Below are 17,428 nucleotides of genomic sequence, written 5' to 3'. Positions count from 1 at the left end.
CAGCGAAAAGTGGGAACCGATTTTCGGATAAGATCATGCTCTACCAAAGCTAGCCGCGATGGTTGGAGAAGGCCGTCAACGCATCGACAAATGGCTGTTCTTCTCGCGCGCGGTGAAGTCGCGGTCCTTGGCGGCAAAGGTCGTCGTCGCGGGACGCGTCCGCATCAATCGCGACAAAGCAGCGCAGGCGTCGGATCTGGTCAAGCCCGGCGACGTGCTCACCATCATGCTCGAGCGCCGTATCCTCGTCTGGAAGGTGCTGAACTGTGGCGCCAGGCGCGGCCCGGCCGACGAGGCGCGGCTGCTTTACGAGGATCTGTCGCCGACGCCGGCACCCAAAGGCGAGGCGGTTCCGGACGCCGTTCCAGCCTTGCGCGAGGCCGGCAGCGGCCGCCCGACCAAACGCGAGCGGCGGCAGACCGACCGGCTGCTCGGCGACGACTGAGATATAGCCGGGCCGCGGCACGGCTGCAGCAATTCCAGGAAAACTGCGCAACGGTTGGGCTGGAGGACTTGGCCGAAGCTTTCCGGCTGGAATTCCATTCCGCGACACCGGCTGCGCCTGCAATCCCTGCCCTTGCATGCGGCGGGCAAAGGCGTTACCTCAGCCGAAAAGCCCAGCAAAATGGGACGTTCCGGAGCCTGCAATGACCTATGTCGTGACCGACAATTGCATCAAATGCAAATATATGGACTGCATCGAGGTCTGTCCGGTCGACTGTTTCTACGAGGGCGAGAACATGCTCGTCATCCATCCTGACGAGTGCATCGACTGCGGCGTCTGCGAGCCCGAATGCCCGGCCGACGCGATCAAGCCGGACACCGAGGGCGGCCTCGACAAATGGTTGCAGATCAATTCCGAATACGCCGAGAAGTGGCCCAATATCACCGCCAAGAAGGAGCCGCCGGCGGACGCCAAGACCTTCGACGGCGAGACCGGCAAGTTCGAGAAATATTTCTCGGCGGAGCCCGGCGAAGGCGATTGATATAGCGGCCGGGAATACCGGCATGACGCGGCGTAACCGGACCGATACAATTGCTGTCTTGACGGGCAGCGCTGCCGCTTGGCGTTAGCGAATGCAGCAAAACCTTGATTCTTCCGACTTTTTGTGTTACATCAACGAAACATGCCGGTGACACAACGTCGATTTATGGCGCTAACGCCCCAAATCACTGAAAGGTGAGCTTTTAGATCCGGACCAGAGCGATCTGGGGCAGGCGGTCGCATTCGTGCGATATGCCGGCCCTTGGCTTTTCCGGTGGGTTCATCCTGTTGCGCGGCTAACGGTCGGCTTTGCCGACCTCGTGGGTTCGAGCCGGCATGATGCCGGCTGCACAACTTAAGGAGTTCAGGGCGTAATGGCAACGATCACCCCGCAGAAGAAGTCCAACGCGGCTCGTCACGGGTTCAAGACCGGCGAATTCATCGTCTATCCGGCGCATGGCGTCGGCCAGATCGTGGCGATCGACGAGCAGGAAGTTGCGGGTCACAAGCTAGAACTGTTCGTCATCGATTTCCAGAAGGACAAGATGCGGCTGAAGGTGCCGGTCGCCAAGGCGACCTCGATCGGCATGCGCAAGCTGTCGGAAGAGGATTATGTCGACCGCGCGCTGAAGGTCGTGCAGGGCCGCGCCCGCATCAAGCGCACCATGTGGTCGCGCCGCGCCCAGGAATATGACGCCAAGATCAACTCGGGCGACCTGATCTCGATCTCGGAAGTTGTGCGCGACCTCTACCGCGCCGACAACCAGCCGGAGCAGTCCTATTCCGAGCGCCAGCTCTACGAAGCCGCGCTCGACCGCATGGCCCGCGAGATCGCCGCGGTGAACCGCATGTCGGAGACCGAGGCGGTGCGCCTCATCGAGGTCAACCTCAACAAGGGTCCGAAGCGCGGCGCCAAGGCCGACAACGAGGAAGCCGAGCAGGAAGAAGCTGCCTGAGCTTTTTCGCTTTTGAGTTTACGAAGAACCCGGCGTCGCGCCGGGTTTTTTGTTTCTGGTACCCAATTCTACACCCCGCTGCCGCCTTCCCTCTGCGCCTCCTCTTGCCTGAGCGAGGCGATGAAGCGCTTGGTTCGCTCGCGCTCCGGATTGTCGAACACGACCGAAGCCGGGCCTTTCTCGACGATCGAGCCGGCGTCCAGAAACACCACCTCCTGCGCGATCTTGGAGGCGAGCCTGAGATCATGCGTGGCCATCACCATGGTCGTGCCTTCGCGTGCGAGCTGTCCGAGCACGTCTACTACCTCCTGCGCCAGTTCCGGATCGAGCGCAGAGGTCGGTTCGTCGCAGAGCAGCACGCGCGGCGACGGCGCCAGCGCCCGGGCGATCGCCACGCGCTGCTGCTGGCCGCCGGACAGAGTCGCCGGCCAGGCGTCGGCCTTTTCCGCCATGCCGACCTTTTCGAGCAGCGCCATCGCCCGCTCGCGCGCCCTTGGCTCAGGCCATTTCAGCACCGTCACCAGTCCTTCCATGACATTCTCGATCGCTGTGCGATGCGGGAAAAGCTGAAAATTCTGGAACACCATGCCGGTCTGCAGGCGGATGCGCTGGATATGCTTGGCCGGCACCTTGCCACCCGGATGGAACGCAAGCGTCTCGTCGCCGATGCGCAGGGACCCGGACGTCGGGATTTCCAACAGGTTGATGCAGCGTAAGAGCGTGCTTTTGCCGCCGCCGGAAGGGCCGACCAGCGCAGTCACGCTGCCCTCGTCGAGGGTGACGGTCACGCCCTTCAGCACAAGATTGTCGCCGAAGCGCTTTTCGATGTTGCTGAGGCCGATCATGCGTTGGCCTCCAGGAACCCGCCATAGCGGTTTAGCCGCACTTCCAGCCGCGCCTGCAGCGCCGACAGAACCGAGCTCAACGCGAGATAGAGCGCGGCCGCTTCGACATAGAGGATCAGCGGCTCATAGGTGGTCGCGACGATGCGCTGCGCGGCCTGGAACATCTCGGGCACCGTGATTGCCGCCGCCAGCGAGGTATCCTTGACCAGCGAGATGAAGGTGTTGGAAAGCGGCGGGACAGCAACGCGGCCCGCCTGTGGGAGGATGGTGCGCCGCATCGCCTGGCTCCAGGTCATGCCGATCGAATAGGAAGCTTCCCACTGCCCCTTCGGCACCGAGCCGATGACGGCCCGGATGATCTCAGACGTATAGGCGCCGATGTTGAGCGTGAAGCCTATCAGAGCGGCGGGAAAGGCATCGAGCAGAATGCCGACCGACGGCAGGCCGTAGAAGATCAGGAACAACTGAACGAGCAGCGGCGTGCCGCGAAAAATCCAGACATAGAAGCGCACCATCGCGACCAGCGGCTTCGGGCCGAACAGCCGGATCAGCGCCGTCACCAGTCCGGCGATGAGCCCAAGCGCGAAGGACAGGAGCGTCAGCGGCACGGTGAAGATCAGCGCCGCCCACAACAGCGTCGGCAACGATTCCAGCATCAATTGCAGCCAGTGCGGCACGAAGCGCTTCTCCCTTCCAGATACGGCGGCGCGTCCCCCGTATGGACCGACTATCATGCAAAACCCGGCGGGCCGTCAAAGACGACCCCGATGAATGCCGTGCAAAAACAGCGGGCCGTCGAAGACGGCCCGCCGGTATCCGAGCAAGGAGACGATTGCCTTACTTCGAAACGTCCTGGCCGAAATACTTGTCGGCGATCTTCTGGTAGGTGCCGTCGGCCTTGATGTCGGCCAGCGCCTTGTTGATGGCCGCGACCAGCTCCGGATCCCCCTTGCGCACGATCACGCCGGAATAATCGGCATTCTCTTCCTGCGCCGCGATCTTCACATTGGCGTCCGGCTTGTGCTTCTTGAAATCGAGGAAGGACAGGCTGTCATTGATCGTGGCGTCGGCGCGGCCGGTGAGCAGAAGCTGGATCGACTGGTCGAACCCGTCGGTGCCGACGAGCTCGGCGCCGTTCTTCTCGGCGAGCTTGCCGAAATTGGAGGTCAGCGACTGCGCCGACTTCTTGCCCTTGAGATCGGCGAAGGTCTTGATGTCGGTGTTGTCGCCGCGCACGATCAGCACCGCCTTCGAGGCGATGTAGGGATCGGAGAAATCATACTTGGCCTTGCGCGCATCGGTGATGCCGACCTCGTTGATGACGGCGTCGTAGCGGTTGGCGTCGAGGCCGGCGATCAGGCCGTCCCACTTGCCTTCAAGGAACTGAACCTTGACGCCGAGCTTGTCGCCGATGGCCTTGGCGATCTCGACGTCGAAGCCGACCAGCGCGTTGGACTCATCGTGATAGGTGAAGGGCGCATAGGTGCCCTCAGTGCCTACCTTGAGCACCCCGGCCTGCTTGATCTGGTCGAGATTGGCGCCGGCATAGCCGGCGGTGATCGCCAGAACCTGCAGCGTTCCGGCGAGAAGAAGCGGTTTGAGCCATTTCATTTTTCTGTGATCCCGTTTTGACCGGTGTCCCGGCGCGACTGTGCGAGCCGCAAACTGGCAGATAGAAGGCTGCAAAATAAGGAACCAGATTTCAAAAATCGGCTCTGCCAGAAATCTGATTCTCTAAACCGCCGAGAATTCACCAGAAGGCTTCCCGGCAGATAACAGAATGCTTCCGTCGGCACCATCTACCCCCTCGGGCGGCGGAACCATCCATGCGCCTGACACGTTGCATGGCTGTTGTAGGGCGCGGCGGCATCTTTTCAACCGCTATACGCGCAATCGTCGCAAAAGGAGCCGGCATGATCGAAGACGCGGCAGGACGGACATTGGTCCGGGCGGCAATGAAGGCTCCATACCTCGAGCGCGACGAGGAGCATGTCCTTGCGCTTCGTTGGAAGGAAGAGAACGACCAGCATGCGCTGCACAGGATCACTGTCGCCCATATGCGCCTTGTGATCTCCATGGCCTCGAAATTTCGCCATTACGGCCTGCCGCTCGGCGATCTCATTCAGGAGGGGCATGTCGGCCTGCTCGAGGCGGCCGCCCGTTTCGAACCCGCGCGCGAAGTACGCTTCTCGACCTATGCCACCTGGTGGATCCGCGCCTCGATGCAGGATTACATCCTGCGCAACTGGTCGATCGTACGCGGCGGCACCAGTTCCGCGCAGAAGGCGCTGTTCTTCAATCTCAGGCGTCTGCGCGCGCGCCTCGCCAACGGCGCCGAGCCTCTCTCCAATGCCTCGCTCTACCGCGAGGTCTCGGCGGCGCTGGGCGTGCCGGAGGCCGACGTGGCGATGATGGATTCGCGCCTGTCTTCCCCCGACAGCTCGCTCAACGCGCCTTTGGCCGACGAGAACGGCGCTGCCGAGCGGATGGATTTCCTGGTTTCCGAAGATCCGCTTCCCGACGAGATCGTCGGCGAGAGGATCGACGTCCAGCGCCGCGCTATCTGGCTGCGGAGCGCGCTCGGCGCGCTCAATGCCCGGGAGCTCCGCATCATCGAGGAGCGCAGGCTGAGCGATGACGGCGCCACGCTGGAATCGCTTGGCGAACAGCTCGGCATCTCCAAGGAGCGCGTCCGCCAGATCGAGGCCCGCGCCATGGAAAAGCTGAAGCTGGCGCTGGTGAAGCAAAACCCTGAATTCCTGGCGGAAGCCGCCTGAAGTCAGTCCGGGACCAAACTCAAAGATAAGAAATAACACGCCGTCATCGGGGCCATTTTTCCTCGATGATAACTAGGATTGTGAGCTCTTTAACAGACTGTTGCGCCGCAATCGGCTTTTTGACTCCTCCAGATCACACCACATGGGGGATTTGCCATGCTGCGATGCTGCGCGCTGATTGCACTCTTGATCCTCGTGGGTCTCACGACGTTTCAAGCGCATGCCGAGCGAAGGGTTGCCCTTGTGGTCGGCAATTCGCAATACCGCGAAATCCCGGCGCTCAAGAATCCGGACAAGGACGCAGAAAACGTATCGAGGACATTCCGGCTGGCCGGCTTCGAGGTGTTCGCCGCCAAGGACCTGACCAAGCTTCAGTTCGAAGAGCGGTTCCGCAACTATCTGGCGGCGGCGGACGGCGCCGATCTGGCGGTCGTCTATTATTCGGGGCACGGCTTCCAGATCGGCGGAGAGAATTTCCTGATCCCGGTCGATGCGTCGCTGAAAGATGCGGCCGACATGGAGGTCCAGGCCATCAAGGTCGACGACATATTGCGGCAGCTGCGCTCGAGATCGAAAGTCCAGATGATCATCCTCGACGCTTGCCGCAACGATCCTTTCCCGCGCAAGGACTATTGGCTGCGCGACCAGTTGATCGTCGCCGGCGGCAGCGGCCTTGCGCAGGTAACGGGTTCGCAGAACACGCTGATTGCCTTTGCCACCGAGCCGGGGGCGGTCGCCTATGACGGGTCCGGCGACCTCAGCCCGTTTTCGTCGTCCTTCTCCCGCCGTGCGCTGGCGCCGGGCCAGGAGATACGCTCGGTGATGGCGGCCGTCCGCCGCGACGTGGTCAAGGCCACCAACGGCAAGCAGGTTCCGTGGGAGAACTCCTCGCTGATCGACGACGTCGTGCTGATGCGCGGGGCGGAGCAACCGGCGCCGCCGCCGGAAGCTGAGCAGGACCAGCAGACGGCGGAACGCGGAATCCAGGTGGCCGACGCCGCCGAAGCGATTGGACGTCGCGATATCCAGGTCCCGCTCGGCGTCGGTCCGGTTCCGCTGAAACTGGAGCTTCCGGCCAAGGATGCCTCTATCAGCCTCAAGCTTGCGAGCTACCCGGCGGCCGGCACGCTGTCCCTGCCCGACCGTGTCCTTTCGCCGCAATCGAGGTTGACGGCCGCCGAGGTCGACAAACTGCGCTACGAGCCGCAGATCGGTTCGGTCGCGCCCGTCGAAGTCGGCTTCGATATCCGCGCGGGCAGCGCCGCGAAGCGATCGACGATGCAACTCTCGCCGAGCGTCGACCCTTGCGACCAAGCCGCCGGCGAGCCGCTCGACCTGCAGGGCGTTGTCTCGGGCCGCTTGCCGAACGAGATCGGCGGCGGAGCTGTCGAAGCTTGCGAGGCGGCGGTGAAGTCCTATCCCGACATTGCGCGCTTCCGCTACGAGTTGGGGCGGGCACTGCTGGCGTCGGGCCGGATCGACGAAGCCAGGAATGTGATCCAGGAGGCGGCCGATAAGGGGCACGTCCGTGCCGTGTACGAGCTCGGCTACATCGCCGCATCCGGAATGAGCGCGGCTCCGGATTTGACCAAAGCCAACAGCCTCTATGCACAGGCGTCGGACAAGGGAGATCCCTACGGCATGACTGCCTTGGGGCGCGCTTTGTTCGACGGTGTCGGCGTCCAGCGCGACACCGGCAAGGGACTGGACCTGCTGCTCCAGGCAGCGGCGATGGGGCATGTCGATGCCACCAAGGACCTTGCGGTGATCTTCAAGGAAGGCCGCAACGGCGTGCCCGCCGACCCGGCCCGCGCCTTGGCTTTCCTCCGAGCCGGCATCGACCGGCAGGAGGCTTATTCGATGGCCATTCTCGGTCTCTCGCCCAAGCGAAGCGAAAAGACGGTCCCGGTGTGCAAGCCCAAGGTGGTGACCAAAGTGGTCACGAAGATAAAGGTGGTCCGTACCCCCGCGCCAAAAGCGCCGCCACCGGTCACCAAGATACCGGCCAAGCGCATACCGAACGGCACCGGATCGGCATCTTGGCGTGGCAATGGCGGCGATCACCCCGAGCCCCGCGGCGGCGGATCTGACAGCGGCAGCACCGACGGTGACAGCACCGGCAGCACCGACACTGGAAGCACCGGCAGCACTGACTCCGGCAGCACCGGCAGCACTGATTCCGGCGGCACCGGCAGCACTGATTCCGGCGGCACTGATACTGGCAGCACCGGCGGCTCTGACGGGATCAGATAGCGGCATCGATGGCGTGGACGCAGCCAGCCGAACGGCAGCGTCGAGAGAGCATGATCCCGATAAGTGGGAACCGGTTTCGGACGACATCATGCTCCAACAAGGATCGTGATGGCGATTCAACGAAACGCCGTCACCATCAAGCGGCCGCCGGAAAGCGGGGTGTCGGTCTTATTTGTCGGTGACGATCTTGACCTTGTCGCCGGACGACACAGTCGCGCCCGGCGACATGGCGTTGAGCACGCGGAACAGATCGAGCTTGCGGTCGACGCCGACCATCTGCGCGGCAAGCGAGCCCATGGTCTGGCCGGCCTGGACGGTGACGACCCTGATATGCAGCGGCTTCAGCGCCGCCTTCTCGGCCGGGCTCAGCACGCGGAAGGAGCCACTGACCGAGCGCGCCACAGGGTCCAGCGAAGTGCTGGCCGAGGGCGCGGCCGTCAGCAGCCTGTAGACCTGCCCACCGGCCCGGATCACCGCGATGTCGAACTGCCAGCCTTGCGCGCTGGCATGCGCCGTCGCCGCATCGTTGCCGTTGATCGTGTCCTGGCGCACGCTGGCGTCTTCCAGCCCCGCTACCCAGCCGCTGCGGATGTAATCGGTGAGCGAGACGGACTTGTCGATCGCCACGCCGTCGAAGCGGATGGCGATGTCGCCCGGCCCGGTCGCCGTCACGGCGGCCGCCGAATTGTCGATGACGAAACCGTCCGGCACGGTAAACGAGACGCCGAGATTGGGATGCATGAAGGTCTGGCCGCGCACATAGCCTTCTTCCGGCGTGTCGCCGTAAAGCAGGCCGTCTATGCCGGCCAGAAATGCGTCGCGGTCGCGCGTGCCGACGCCCGGCGGGCCGAAATTGCGCGCCAGCCGCTGCGCCAGCTCGATACGCTGCGGCGTGTTCGGGTGCGTCGCCAGGAAGTCGAGGCTGGCGTCGGTGGCGCCGCTCACCGAGCGGAAATCCGTATAGGCCGACATCGACTGCAGGAAGCGGCCGGCGGCATAGGGATCATAGCCCGCCTCGCCGATCGACTTGATGCCGATGGCGTCGGCCTGCAGTTCCTGGTTGCGCGAGAATTGCGCAAGCCTGAGCTTGCCGCGGATCAGCGCCGCCTTGGCGGTCGGGCTGTCGCCGAGCACATCGGAAACCACCTTGGTCGCCAGGCCCTCCTCGGCTTCGAGCTGCTGCCGCTGCAGGCCGTGATTCGCGGTGACGTGCCCCATCTCATGCGCGATGACGGCGGCAAGCTCGGAGGAATCGTTGGCCAGCGCCAGCAGGCCCCGCGTCACATAGAGATAGCCGCCCGGCAGCGCGAAGGCGTTGACATTGGGCGAGTTGAGGATGGTTATGCGATAGGTCTGGGTCGGGTTGGCCGACACCACCGTCAGATTGCCGACGACCTTGGCCACCATGCGTTCGAGCTTTGGGTCGGAATATTCGCCGCCATAGGTGGCGAGAATCCGCGGGTGCTGCGCCTTCGCCATCTCTGCGAGCTTGGCGTTGGCCACGACATTGTCGACGGTGATCGGCTTGTCGGAAGGTTGGAAGCCGCTCTCCTGCACGTCCGGCGGCGTGAACATCTGGCAGCTCGCCAGCACGGCGACGCTCGCCAGCGCGAGAAATCGTGCCAGCGGCTTCATCCACACCTTCTCAGCGCCGCTCGACAGGTCGGCTTCCTTTCCAAATCTTTCGGCAAATCACGGTCCATCCGGACCAGCATGGCCGGACCTAGCCATACTCCCCCGGACAAGGCAAGGAAACGCCGGATCGCCCATTGCCGGTTTGGCCATAAATTATGTCCGCTTCCGGGCAACATGTTGTGATCCGGCAACGGTGCCACCTCGATCGCCGATATAGCGTCTGAACGCATCCGGTCCAGACCGATCGAAGAAATCCTCGGCCGGCCCGGCTGCCGCGATCGTGCCTTCGTCGAGAAATGCCACGTCCTGCCCGACGCGGCGCGCATCTTCCGGCTGATGCGTCACGAACAACACCGTCATTTCGCGCTCGGCATGAATGCCAGCCACAAGGTCCAGCATATCGTCGCGCAGCGCCGGGCCGAGCGACGCGAAAGGTTCGTCGAGCAGCAAAACGGGCCGGTCGCGCAGCAGCACGCGCGCCAGCGCCACGCGCTGCCGCTCGCCGCCGGAAAGCTCGCGCGGCAGCCGCTTTTCCTTACCGGCAAGGTCAACCCGCGCCAGCGCCTCGGCGACGTCGGCGCGATCGGCGTCGCCGAGTTTCAGCGACGGCGAGCGGCCGAGCCCGACATTGGCTTCGACGGAAAGATGCGCAAACAAATTGTTTTCCTGGAACACCATCGACACCGGCCGCGCCGAAGGCGGCGTGTTTCCGAGACCGACGCCGCCGATCAGGACCTTGCCCGCATCGGGCATTTCGAAGCCGGCTATCAGATTGAGCAGCGTCGACTTGCCGGAGCCGCTCGGCCCCATGATGGCGGTGATCCTGCCGGCCGCGAATTCGGCGTCGAAGCTGAAGGAGGATTCGCCATAGCTGAACGAGACGCCATCCAGCGCGACGGGGAGACCCTTTTGCGCGGCGATGCCGTCGATGGTCGTCGTCATGACTTTCCTTCCCGCCCCAGCCAGTCCGCGGCGACCACCAGCATCAGGCAGACGAGGCCGAGCAGCAAGGCAAGTCCCGCGGCGTCGGCTGTCCGGTAGCTGCTCATGCGCGCCAAAAGCAGATAGGGCAAGGTCTGCACGGAATCGCTGCCGAACAGCGCGATCACGCCGAGATCGCCAAGCGATAGCGCCATGGCGAAGGCAAAGCCGGTCGCCAAAGGCCGCCTGAGCGACGGCCAGTCTATCAGGCTGAGCCGGTTCCAGCCGGATATGCCGAGCGCAAGGCAAAGCCGCTCGTGGCGCTCGCTCGCCGCGTCATAAGCCGGGCGAACGGCGCGGATGGCGAAGGGCATCGCCATCACCGCGTTGACGGCGACGACCATGACCGGCGCGATGGCAAAGACATCGGTGACGTGGCGCAGCGCCAGGAACCAGCCGGCGCCAAGCACGATCGGCGGCACGACGAGCACGAAGCCGGCGCCGGTGTCGGCGGCATATTCGAGCAGGCCCATGGCCCCGCCTGCCCGGCGCCGCAGGGCCAGCGCGCGCCGTGCCGCGATCAGCGCCAGCGACAGCGTCACGCTGAGAAGCGCTGCAAGCAGGGCAAGGCCCGCGCTGGTGAGGGTGGCGCGGCGCACCGCTTCCTCGCCTGCCAGCCGGCCGAGATCGGCCTCCAGGCCTGAAAGCAGCGTCGCCGCCATCGGTCCGGCAACGAACAGCAGCGTAAGTGCGATGAGGCCGGCATTCAGCACGGTTTCGAGCGGGCCCGCGGAAAGGTAGCGGCGCGGCGCGACCGGCAGATTGGCATCACCGACCGTGTTGGCGCCGAGCCGCGTGAGTGCTGCGACCACGACGAAGGTGAGCGCGATCTGAAGAAACGTCACTGTTACGGCCCGCGTAGGATCGAAATCGAAGCGCAGCGCCTGGTAGATGGCCACTTCCAGTGTCGTCGCGGCCGGACCGCCGCCGAGCGTCAGCACGATGGTGAAGGAGGTGATGCAGAGCATGAAGACCAGCCCGGCAATCCCCGGCAGGGCCGCGCGCAGCACCGGCCATTCGATCAGCCGGAAGGCCGGCCAGGCACCCATGCCGAGCTGGCTCGCCAGCCGCCACTGGTCGGCGGGAACGGTGCCCAGCGCCTCGAGGAACAGGCGCGTCGCCAAGGGCAGGTTGAAGAAGACATGAGCGACAAGGATGCCGGAGAGGCCGTAGATCCCCGGCCAATCCCCACCGCCAAGTCCGGCCAAGACGCCGGCAAAATATCCAGCCCGACCGTAGAGCGCCAGGATGCCGAGCGCGGCGACGATCGCCGGCAATGCCAGCGGCACGGTGAACAATTGCAGGATCAGGCGGCGTCCCGGGAAACTTGGGTGCCTCGACAAAGCGCGCGCCACGAGCAGCGCCGGCGCGACCGACAGCAGCGTCGAGAGAGCCGCCTGCCACAGCGTGAAGCGGGCGACGCGCAGGAGGTAATTGTCGAAGGCGGCGGCAGCGCCGGAGAGGTCGTGCGCGCCTTCGACGGCGAGGCCGGCGAAGGCACCGCCGATGAGGAGGGCGATGGCCGCCAGCGCGACGACGCCGGCGGTGACGCGGGAGTCAGGGTGCACGGCGGCTTGCATGCTGCACCTTGGTGGAATTCAGCAAACGCCGCGTTCCTTCGCGCCCCCCTCTGTCTTGCCGGACATCTCCCCCACAAGGGGGGAGATCAGCAGCGCCCGCGCCTCGCTCATCACTGCAACGTTGCCAGTTGGCGAAATCGCCGATGACAGCCAATCTCCCCCTTAGAGGGGGAGATGTCCGGCAGGACAGAGGGGGGCGCCGTAGAGCGATCATCTTGCGCGAATAGCGATCCTACTTGCTCATCACCGCCAGCCACTCATCCACCCACGCCTTGCGGTTGGCGGCGACCTCCTGCGGGCTGAACAGCAAGGTCTTGGTCGGCTTCACCAGTTTGTCGAAGGCCGGGTTGAGCGGCTTGTCGGTCTTGCCGGCCGGGAACATCCAGTTGGTTTCCGGAATGACATCCTGGAATTTCGGTCCGGTCATGAAGGCGATGAACTTTTGCGCCAGCGGGTTCTTCGCGCCCGTCATGGTGATGCCGGCAACCTCGATCTGCAGGTATTCGCCTTCCTCGAACGAGGCGGCCTGGTAGCGCTCGGTGTTCTCGGCCACCATATGGTAGGCCGGCGAGGTGGTGTAGGACAGCACCATCGGCGCCTCGCCTTTGGTGAACAGGCCATAGGCTTCGCTCCAGCCCGGCGTCACCGTCAGGACCTTGGTCTTGAGCTTTGCCCAAGCCTCCGGCGCTTTGTCGCCATAGACTGACTTCACCCACAAAAGCAGCCCGAGACCGGGCGTCGAGGTGCGCGGGTCCTGGATGACGATTTTGTCCGTGCCGGCGCCTTCGATCAGCTCCTTCAGGCTCTTCGGCGGGACTTTAAGCTTCTGCGTGTCATAGATGACGGCGAAATAGCCATAGTCGAAAGGCACGAAAGTGTCGTCGCTCCAACTTCCAGGGACGTCGATGGCGGAGACTTCGCCATGCGGCGCGAACAGACCGCTCGACTTGGCGTCGGCGGTGAGATTGGTGTCGAGGCCGAGCACGATGTCGGCCTTGGTGCCGGCGCCTTCGAGCTTGACGCGGTTGAGGAGCGCCACGCCGTCGGCCACCGAGACGAATTCGAGATCGCAGCCGCATTCGGCCTCGAATTCCTTCTTCACCGCCGGGCCGGGACCCCAATCGGCGGTAAAGCTTTCATAGGTATAGACGGTGAGCTTGTCCTTCGCAGCGGCAGGCGCGACGCCCGCCAGAAGCGAAACTAAGCCGGTTGCGAGAATGAGATGGGACAGTATTGCGCGCATATCGGCGCCTCCTTCGTTCGAGTGACAAGGAATTGAGGCGCCGGATGGTCCGAAACGTCTAATCCCTCCGCCGGTACAAACCGGATCAGGTTCAGCGGGTTGGCTTGATCGCCTCTCAGCCGGATCACGTCCGGCACCCCGTTAGAGCGTTTCGACAGATAGGCCCGGCCGAAGCAGCGCGCAAGCGGAAGTTTGCCGGGCAGCTAATGTTCGCCGGTACCCTCGCAGCCGAAGCGCACGGCATCCCGCTTCCGTTTCGCCCGACGGGCTGGTAAGGGCGACGGCCATGGGCACATTCACCATCCTGCTTGGCGGCGAGCTTATCCGCACGCCCCGGCTCGAACGCCAGATCGAAGGCTCGCGCGTCATCGCCGCCGATGCCGGCATCGGCCATGCCCGCATGCTTGGACTTGTCCCCGAACTTTGGGTCGGCGATTTCGACTCGGTGCCGGCGAACCTGCCGGATGACCTCGCCGCCGTGCCGCGAAAAGTCTTTCCGGCCGAGAAGGACATGACCGATGGCGAGCTCGCCATAGCGGAAGCGCTTCAGCGTGGCGCCACCAGCCTCGTGTTGGCCGGCGCCTTTGGCGGCAAGCGCGCCGACCATGCCTTCCTGCATCTGGCGCTGGCCGTGCGGCTGGCCGAGGCTGGCACGACCGTGCTGCTGACCAGTGGCGCGCAGGAAGGCGCTCCCATCCTGCCCAGCAAGGCCAGCTTCGACTATGACGACGGCACCTTGTTTTCGGTGCTCGGCTTTTCCGACCTGTCCGGCCTGACGGTCACCGGCGCCAAATGGCCTCTCGACCGCGTCGAGGTGGCGTTCGGTTCCTCGCTCACTATATCAAATGAGGTCAAAGGGCAGCTTGGCATCGCGCTGGAGCGCGGCCGGGCGCTGCTTCTGGCCCACCCCTATCCTCTTCCAGAAAGTTGACATGGCGCCGCCACTCCTCAACCTCGACGGCATTAAACTGACTTTCGGCGGCACCCCGCTGCTCGACGGCGCGGCGCTCAGCGCATCCGCCGGCGAGAAGATCGCGCTGGTCGGACGCAACGGCTCGGGCAAGTCGACGCTGCTCAAGATCGCCGCAGGGATGATCGAGCCGCAGGACGGCGAGGTGTTCCGCCAGCCTTCGGCGACCGTCCGCTATCTGCCGCAGATGCCGGACATGGACGGCTTCGCCGACGTGCGCGCCTATGTCGAGGCGGGCCTTGGCCCGGCCGACGATCCGCATCGCGCCACCTATCTGATGGACCATCTTGGCCTGACCGGCGAGGAGCGGCCGAACGACCTGTCCGGCGGCGAGGCGCGCCGCGCCGCCCTTGCCCGCGTCATGGCACCGGAACCCGACATCCTGCTCCTCGACGAGCCGACCAACCATCTCGACCTTTCGGTGATTGAATGGCTGGAAGAAGAGCTCGCCCGCACCTCCTCCGCGGTTATCCTGATCTCGCATGACCGCCGCTTTCTCGAGCGCGTCACGCGCGCCACTGTCTGGCTGGACCGCGGCCAGACGCGGCGGCTGGACAAGGGCTTTGCGCATTTCGAGGAATGGCGCGACCAGGTGCTGGAAGAGGAAGAGCGCGACCAGCACAAGCTCGGCCGCCAGATCGTGCGCGAGGAACATTGGCTGCGCTATGGCGTGACCGCCAGGCGCAAGCGCAACATGCGCCGCCTCGGGGAGCTGCAAACCATGCGCCAGCGCTTCCGCAGCCATCGCGGCGCAGAGGGCACCGCGACGATGGTGGCCAGCGACGCCGCCGAATCCGGCAAGCTGGTGATCGAGGCCAGGAACATCGACAAGAGCTTTGGCGATCTCACCGTGGTCAAGGGGTTCTCGACCCGCATCCAGCGCGGCGACCGCGTCGGCCTGGTCGGCCCGAACGGCGCCGGCAAGACGACATTGTTGAAGATGCTGACCGGCGAGCTGGCGCCGGACGCCGGCACCGTGCGGCTTGGCGTCAATCTCGAGATTGCGACGCTCGATCAGAAGCGCGAGGCCGTCGATCCGCAGGAGACGCTGGCGCATTACCTCACCGACGGACGCGGCGAGAACCTTGTCGTCAATGGCGAGCAGCGTCATGTCGTCTCCTACATGAAGGATTTCCTGTTCAAGCCGGAGCAGGCCCGCACGCCGGTGCGCGAGCTTTCCGGCGGCGAACGCGCGCGGCTGCTTTTGGCCCGCGTGCTGGCCCGGCCAGCGAACCTTCTGGTGCTGGACGAACCGACCAACGATCTCGACATGGAGACGCTGGAGCTGCTGCAGGAGCTTGTCGCGGGCTTTGCCGGAACCGTGATACTGGTCAGCCACGACCGCGACTTCCTTGACCGCACCGTCACCAGCGTGATCGCGCCGGACGGCGGCGGCCGCTGGATCGAATATGCCGGCGGCTATTCCGACATGCTGGCGCAGCGCGGCGGCTCCAGGCTGGAAGACCGCAAGGCAAGATCCAAGACCGAGGCGAGCGAGGCTGGACCGAGAGCCGAACCGGCGGCGCCCAAAGGCGCCGCGAAAAAGCTCTCGTTCAAGCAGAAATTCGCACTGGATTCGCTGCCTAAGAAGATCGAAGCGGTGACGGCCTCGATCTCGCGACTGGAGAACAACATCGCCGACCCCTCCTTCTACGAGCGCGATCCCGCCTCGTTCCAGAAGACTATCGCCGCGCTCGACAAGGAGCGCACGACGCTGGCGGCACTCGAGGAAGAGTGGCTGGAACTGGAGATGCTGCGCGAAGAGATGGAGGGGTAGGCTTGCCTGCACGTTCTATGCGCTTATATTATGCGCATGGAATAGAGAGGCTGCCGTGCTCCAATCAACTGCGAAACCGCAACGCAAATCGGTAAACACCTCGATCGATTCGAGATTGATCGAGGAGGCCAAGGCATTGGGTATCAATATGTCCCGCGCCGCCGAGCAAGGAATCGCCAAGGCAATTTCTGCCGAGAAGATCCGTCGCTGGCAGGAGGAGAACAAGGAAGCGCTCGAAAGCTCTAACGAATACGTCAAGCGTAACGGTCTGCCTTTGGCCAAGTACCGGCTGTTTTGATGGCTCGCTACGATTTCTACCGAAGCACGGGAAGCGACGGTTATCTCCTCGATGTCCAGTCCGACATACTAGAACAGCTCGATACCAACGTCGTCGTTCCCCTTCTGCCCCCCAACATCGCACCGCTGCCGGCACGCAGGCTGAACCCGATCTTCAGGATCGATGGCAAGGAACACGTTATGATCACTCAGTTCATTTCGGCTGTGACGGCTTCCGAATTGCGGGCGGCAGAAGGAAACCTTGGCAGGCATCATGACGAGATCGTCGCCGCTCTCGACATGCTTTTTCAGGGATTTTGAGCAGCGGCGCCATTGCGCCACCGCTGCTGCCATCACCCCGACGTCTTCGCCGCCCAGGCCTTCAGCGCCTCGTCAAAAACCTTCTCGCCCGGGATGCCCTTTTCCATGGTGAGCAGGGCGCGGCGTCCGGTCTTGTAGACCACCGGCACGTCGATCCAGGCCTGGCCTCTCAGCAGCGTCAGGTTGGCGTCCTCGTCGGCCTTGGTGTCGTTGAGCGCGACGAGGAAGAAGCCGTCGGCGATCTTGGCCGGGATGCCGATCAGTGGGCTGCCGGCATCCTGCTCGGAGCTCTTCATGGCGATGCGCAAGATGTTGTCGACGCCGCCGCCGTCGAACCCTTCCGGCGTCAGGAAGATCATCTCGATGATGTGGCTGGCGGGCAGCGTCTGGTCGGTGTTGCGCCGGATCGTCATGCGCAGCTGGATATTCTTGCCCGGGATCGTCGCCTCGGCGCGGATCGCCGGTTCCGGCGGCAGGTCGCCGCCGGGCGATTCCTGCACAAGCGACCACACGATGCTGCCGGGCTCGGCCGTGCCCTGCTGCGTGCTGGTGCGCTCCTCATAGAAGATCGCCTTCTGCCCGACTGGCACCGTCGCCTCGGCGGTCGCAGGCGCCGGCGCAGCCGGTGTCGCGCCCGCGGGCGGCGGCGTTGCCGCGTTAGCCGCCGGAGGCGTGGTTCCGGCTCCGGGCGGCGTTGGATTGGCCGCGTCGGTCGCCGGCGCTCCGGCGGCAGGCGTCTCAGGCGTCGGCGTGGCCGGAGCAGGCGTGGCCGGAGCGACCGCTGCCGGAGCAGGCGGGGTCGTCGCCGGCGTAGCCCGCGGCCCCCCGG

General features: G+C 64.4%; 16 protein-coding genes, 1 pseudogene and 1 riboswitch. Of the genes and pseudogenes, 9 read left to right on the top strand and 8 right to left on the bottom strand.

What is annotated here, in order from left to right:
• Window positions 1-58: 58 nt before the first annotated feature.
• The 3 genes from LB525_RS17505 to LB525_RS17495 all read left to right on the top strand — a co-directional run bounded on the left by LB525_RS17505 (window position 59) and on the right by LB525_RS17495 (window position 1,941).
• Window positions 59-445, top strand: coding sequence for an RNA-binding S4 domain-containing protein (locus tag LB525_RS17505; protein WP_224545541.1), 387 nt, complete (start codon window positions 59-61; stop codon window positions 443-445).
• A 202-nt stretch (window positions 446-647) separates the two neighbouring features.
• Window positions 648-986, top strand: coding sequence for a ferredoxin FdxA (fdxA, locus tag LB525_RS17500; protein WP_095767304.1), 339 nt, complete (start codon window positions 648-650; stop codon window positions 984-986).
• 373 nt (window positions 987-1,359) lie between these two features.
• Window positions 1,360-1,941, top strand: a complete 582-nt coding sequence (locus tag LB525_RS17495; RefSeq protein ID WP_040991750.1) for a CarD family transcriptional regulator — start codon at window positions 1,360-1,362, stop codon at window positions 1,939-1,941.
• A 68-nt stretch (window positions 1,942-2,009) separates the two neighbouring features.
• Here LB525_RS17495 and LB525_RS17490 read toward each other — a convergent pair whose 3' ends face one another.
• The 3 genes from LB525_RS17490 to LB525_RS17480 all read right to left on the bottom strand — a co-directional run bounded on the left by LB525_RS17490 (window position 2,010) and on the right by LB525_RS17480 (window position 4,397).
• Window positions 2,010-2,786, bottom strand: a complete 777-nt coding sequence (locus LB525_RS17490; RefSeq protein ID WP_224527960.1) for an amino acid ABC transporter ATP-binding protein — start codon at window positions 2,784-2,786, stop codon at window positions 2,010-2,012.
• A complete protein-coding gene (locus LB525_RS17485) occupies window positions 2,783-3,463 on the bottom strand; it encodes an ABC transporter permease subunit (protein ID WP_140841602.1) in 681 nt (226 codons plus the stop codon). Before LB525_RS17485 ends, LB525_RS17490 begins: the two co-directional genes overlap by 4 nt.
• A gap of 160 nt (window positions 3,464-3,623) precedes the next feature.
• Window positions 3,624-4,397 (bottom strand): amino acid ABC transporter substrate-binding protein, encoded by a 774-nt coding sequence (locus LB525_RS17480; RefSeq protein ID WP_095767302.1) that lies wholly within the window; start codon window positions 4,395-4,397, stop codon window positions 3,624-3,626.
• A gap of 302 nt (window positions 4,398-4,699) precedes the next feature.
• Between LB525_RS17480 and LB525_RS17475 the strand changes: the two genes are divergently transcribed.
• Window positions 4,700-5,563 carry an RNA polymerase factor sigma-32 gene (locus LB525_RS17475; RefSeq protein ID WP_095767541.1) on the top strand — a complete coding sequence of 288 codons (864 nt, stop codon included), beginning with the start codon at window positions 4,700-4,702 and terminating at the stop codon, window positions 5,561-5,563.
• Between the two features lie 156 nt (window positions 5,564-5,719).
• On the top strand, window positions 5,720-7,816 hold the full coding sequence (locus LB525_RS17470; protein WP_224527962.1) for a caspase family protein: 2,097 nt from the start codon (window positions 5,720-5,722) through the stop codon (window positions 7,814-7,816).
• Window positions 7,817-7,984: 168 nt separating this feature from the next.
• Here LB525_RS17470 and LB525_RS17465 read toward each other — a convergent pair whose 3' ends face one another.
• The 4 genes from LB525_RS17465 to thiB form a co-directional block, all read right to left on the bottom strand.
• Window positions 7,985-9,451, bottom strand: coding sequence for a M48 family metalloprotease (locus LB525_RS17465; protein ID WP_140841608.1), 1,467 nt, complete (start codon window positions 9,449-9,451; stop codon window positions 7,985-7,987).
• 153 nt (window positions 9,452-9,604) lie between these two features.
• Window positions 9,605-10,393, bottom strand: a complete 789-nt coding sequence (thiQ, locus tag LB525_RS17460; RefSeq protein WP_224527965.1) for a thiamine ABC transporter ATP-binding protein — start codon at window positions 10,391-10,393, stop codon at window positions 9,605-9,607.
• Window positions 10,390-12,012 (bottom strand): thiamine/thiamine pyrophosphate ABC transporter permease, encoded by a 1,623-nt coding sequence (thiP, locus tag LB525_RS17455; protein WP_224527969.1) that lies wholly within the window; start codon window positions 12,010-12,012, stop codon window positions 10,390-10,392. The genes thiQ and thiP overlap by 4 nt, the downstream gene beginning before the upstream one ends.
• A 232-nt stretch (window positions 12,013-12,244) precedes the next feature.
• A complete protein-coding gene (gene thiB / locus LB525_RS17450) occupies window positions 12,245-13,255 on the bottom strand; it encodes a thiamine ABC transporter substrate binding subunit (protein WP_224527973.1) in 1,011 nt (336 codons plus the stop codon).
• A gap of 45 nt (window positions 13,256-13,300) precedes the next feature.
• Window positions 13,301-13,406: riboswitch (TPP riboswitch) on the bottom strand.
• Window positions 13,407-13,541: 135 nt separating this feature from the next.
• Here thiB and LB525_RS17445 point away from each other — a divergent pair.
• The 4 genes from LB525_RS17445 to LB525_RS17430 are packed head-to-tail and all read left to right on the top strand — an operon-like array spanning window position 13,542 to window position 16,599.
• Window positions 13,542-14,186, top strand: coding sequence for a thiamine diphosphokinase (locus LB525_RS17445; RefSeq protein WP_224527976.1), 645 nt, complete (start codon window positions 13,542-13,544; stop codon window positions 14,184-14,186).
• Between the two features lies 1 nt (window position 14,187).
• Window positions 14,188-16,002, top strand: a complete 1,815-nt coding sequence (locus LB525_RS17440; protein ID WP_224527979.1) for an ABC-F family ATP-binding cassette domain-containing protein — start codon at window positions 14,188-14,190, stop codon at window positions 16,000-16,002.
• Window positions 16,003-16,057: 55 nt separating this feature from the next.
• Window positions 16,058-16,300 (top strand): type II toxin-antitoxin system CcdA family antitoxin, encoded by a 243-nt coding sequence (locus LB525_RS17435; RefSeq protein WP_095767295.1) that lies wholly within the window; start codon window positions 16,058-16,060, stop codon window positions 16,298-16,300.
• Window positions 16,300-16,599 (top strand): CcdB family protein, encoded by a 300-nt coding sequence (locus LB525_RS17430; RefSeq protein WP_224527982.1) that lies wholly within the window; start codon window positions 16,300-16,302, stop codon window positions 16,597-16,599. The genes LB525_RS17435 and LB525_RS17430 overlap by 1 nt, the downstream gene beginning before the upstream one ends.
• 32 nt (window positions 16,600-16,631) lie before the next feature.
• On the opposite strand, the pseudogene LB525_RS17425 reads toward LB525_RS17430, so the two are convergent.
• Window positions 16,632-17,428 (bottom strand): annotated as a pseudogene (locus LB525_RS17425) (hypothetical protein); the annotation flags it as partial.

The sequence above is a fragment of the Mesorhizobium sp. CA16 genome, assembly GCF_020165175.1.
Classification (GTDB): Bacteria; Pseudomonadota; Alphaproteobacteria; order Rhizobiales; family Rhizobiaceae; genus Mesorhizobium.
The sequence above is the reverse complement of the archived record's forward strand: the minus strand, read 5'-3'. Positions and strand labels throughout refer to the sequence as shown.

Coding starts and splice junctions, on each gene's coding strand:
- LB525_RS17505 (WP_224545541.1), top strand. CDS start 59: ATGGTTGGAGAAGGCCGTCAACGCATCGACAAATGGCTGTTCTTCTCG.
- fdxA (WP_095767304.1), top strand. CDS start 648: ATGACCTATGTCGTGACCGACAATTGCATCAAATGCAAATATATGGAC.
- LB525_RS17495 (WP_040991750.1), top strand. CDS start 1,360: ATGGCAACGATCACCCCGCAGAAGAAGTCCAACGCGGCTCGTCACGGG.
- LB525_RS17490 (WP_224527960.1), bottom strand. CDS start 2,786: ATGATCGGCCTCAGCAACATCGAAAAGCGCTTCGGCGACAATCTTGTG.
- LB525_RS17480 (WP_095767302.1), bottom strand. CDS start 4,397: ATGAAATGGCTCAAACCGCTTCTTCTCGCCGGAACGCTGCAGGTTCTG.
- LB525_RS17475 (WP_095767541.1), top strand. CDS start 4,700: ATGATCGAAGACGCGGCAGGACGGACATTGGTCCGGGCGGCAATGAAG.
- LB525_RS17470 (WP_224527962.1), top strand. CDS start 5,720: ATGCTGCGATGCTGCGCGCTGATTGCACTCTTGATCCTCGTGGGTCTC.
- LB525_RS17465 (WP_140841608.1), bottom strand. CDS start 9,451: ATGAAGCCGCTGGCACGATTTCTCGCGCTGGCGAGCGTCGCCGTGCTG.
- thiQ (WP_224527965.1), bottom strand. CDS start 10,393: ATGACGACGACCATCGACGGCATCGCCGCGCAAAAGGGTCTCCCCGTC.
- thiP (WP_224527969.1), bottom strand. CDS start 12,012: ATGCAAGCCGCCGTGCACCCTGACTCCCGCGTCACCGCCGGCGTCGTC.
- thiB (WP_224527973.1), bottom strand. CDS start 13,255: ATGCGCGCAATACTGTCCCATCTCATTCTCGCAACCGGCTTAGTTTCG.
- LB525_RS17445 (WP_224527976.1), top strand. CDS start 13,542: ATGGGCACATTCACCATCCTGCTTGGCGGCGAGCTTATCCGCACGCCC.
- LB525_RS17440 (WP_224527979.1), top strand. CDS start 14,188: ATGGCGCCGCCACTCCTCAACCTCGACGGCATTAAACTGACTTTCGGC.
- LB525_RS17430 (WP_224527982.1), top strand. CDS start 16,300: ATGGCTCGCTACGATTTCTACCGAAGCACGGGAAGCGACGGTTATCTC.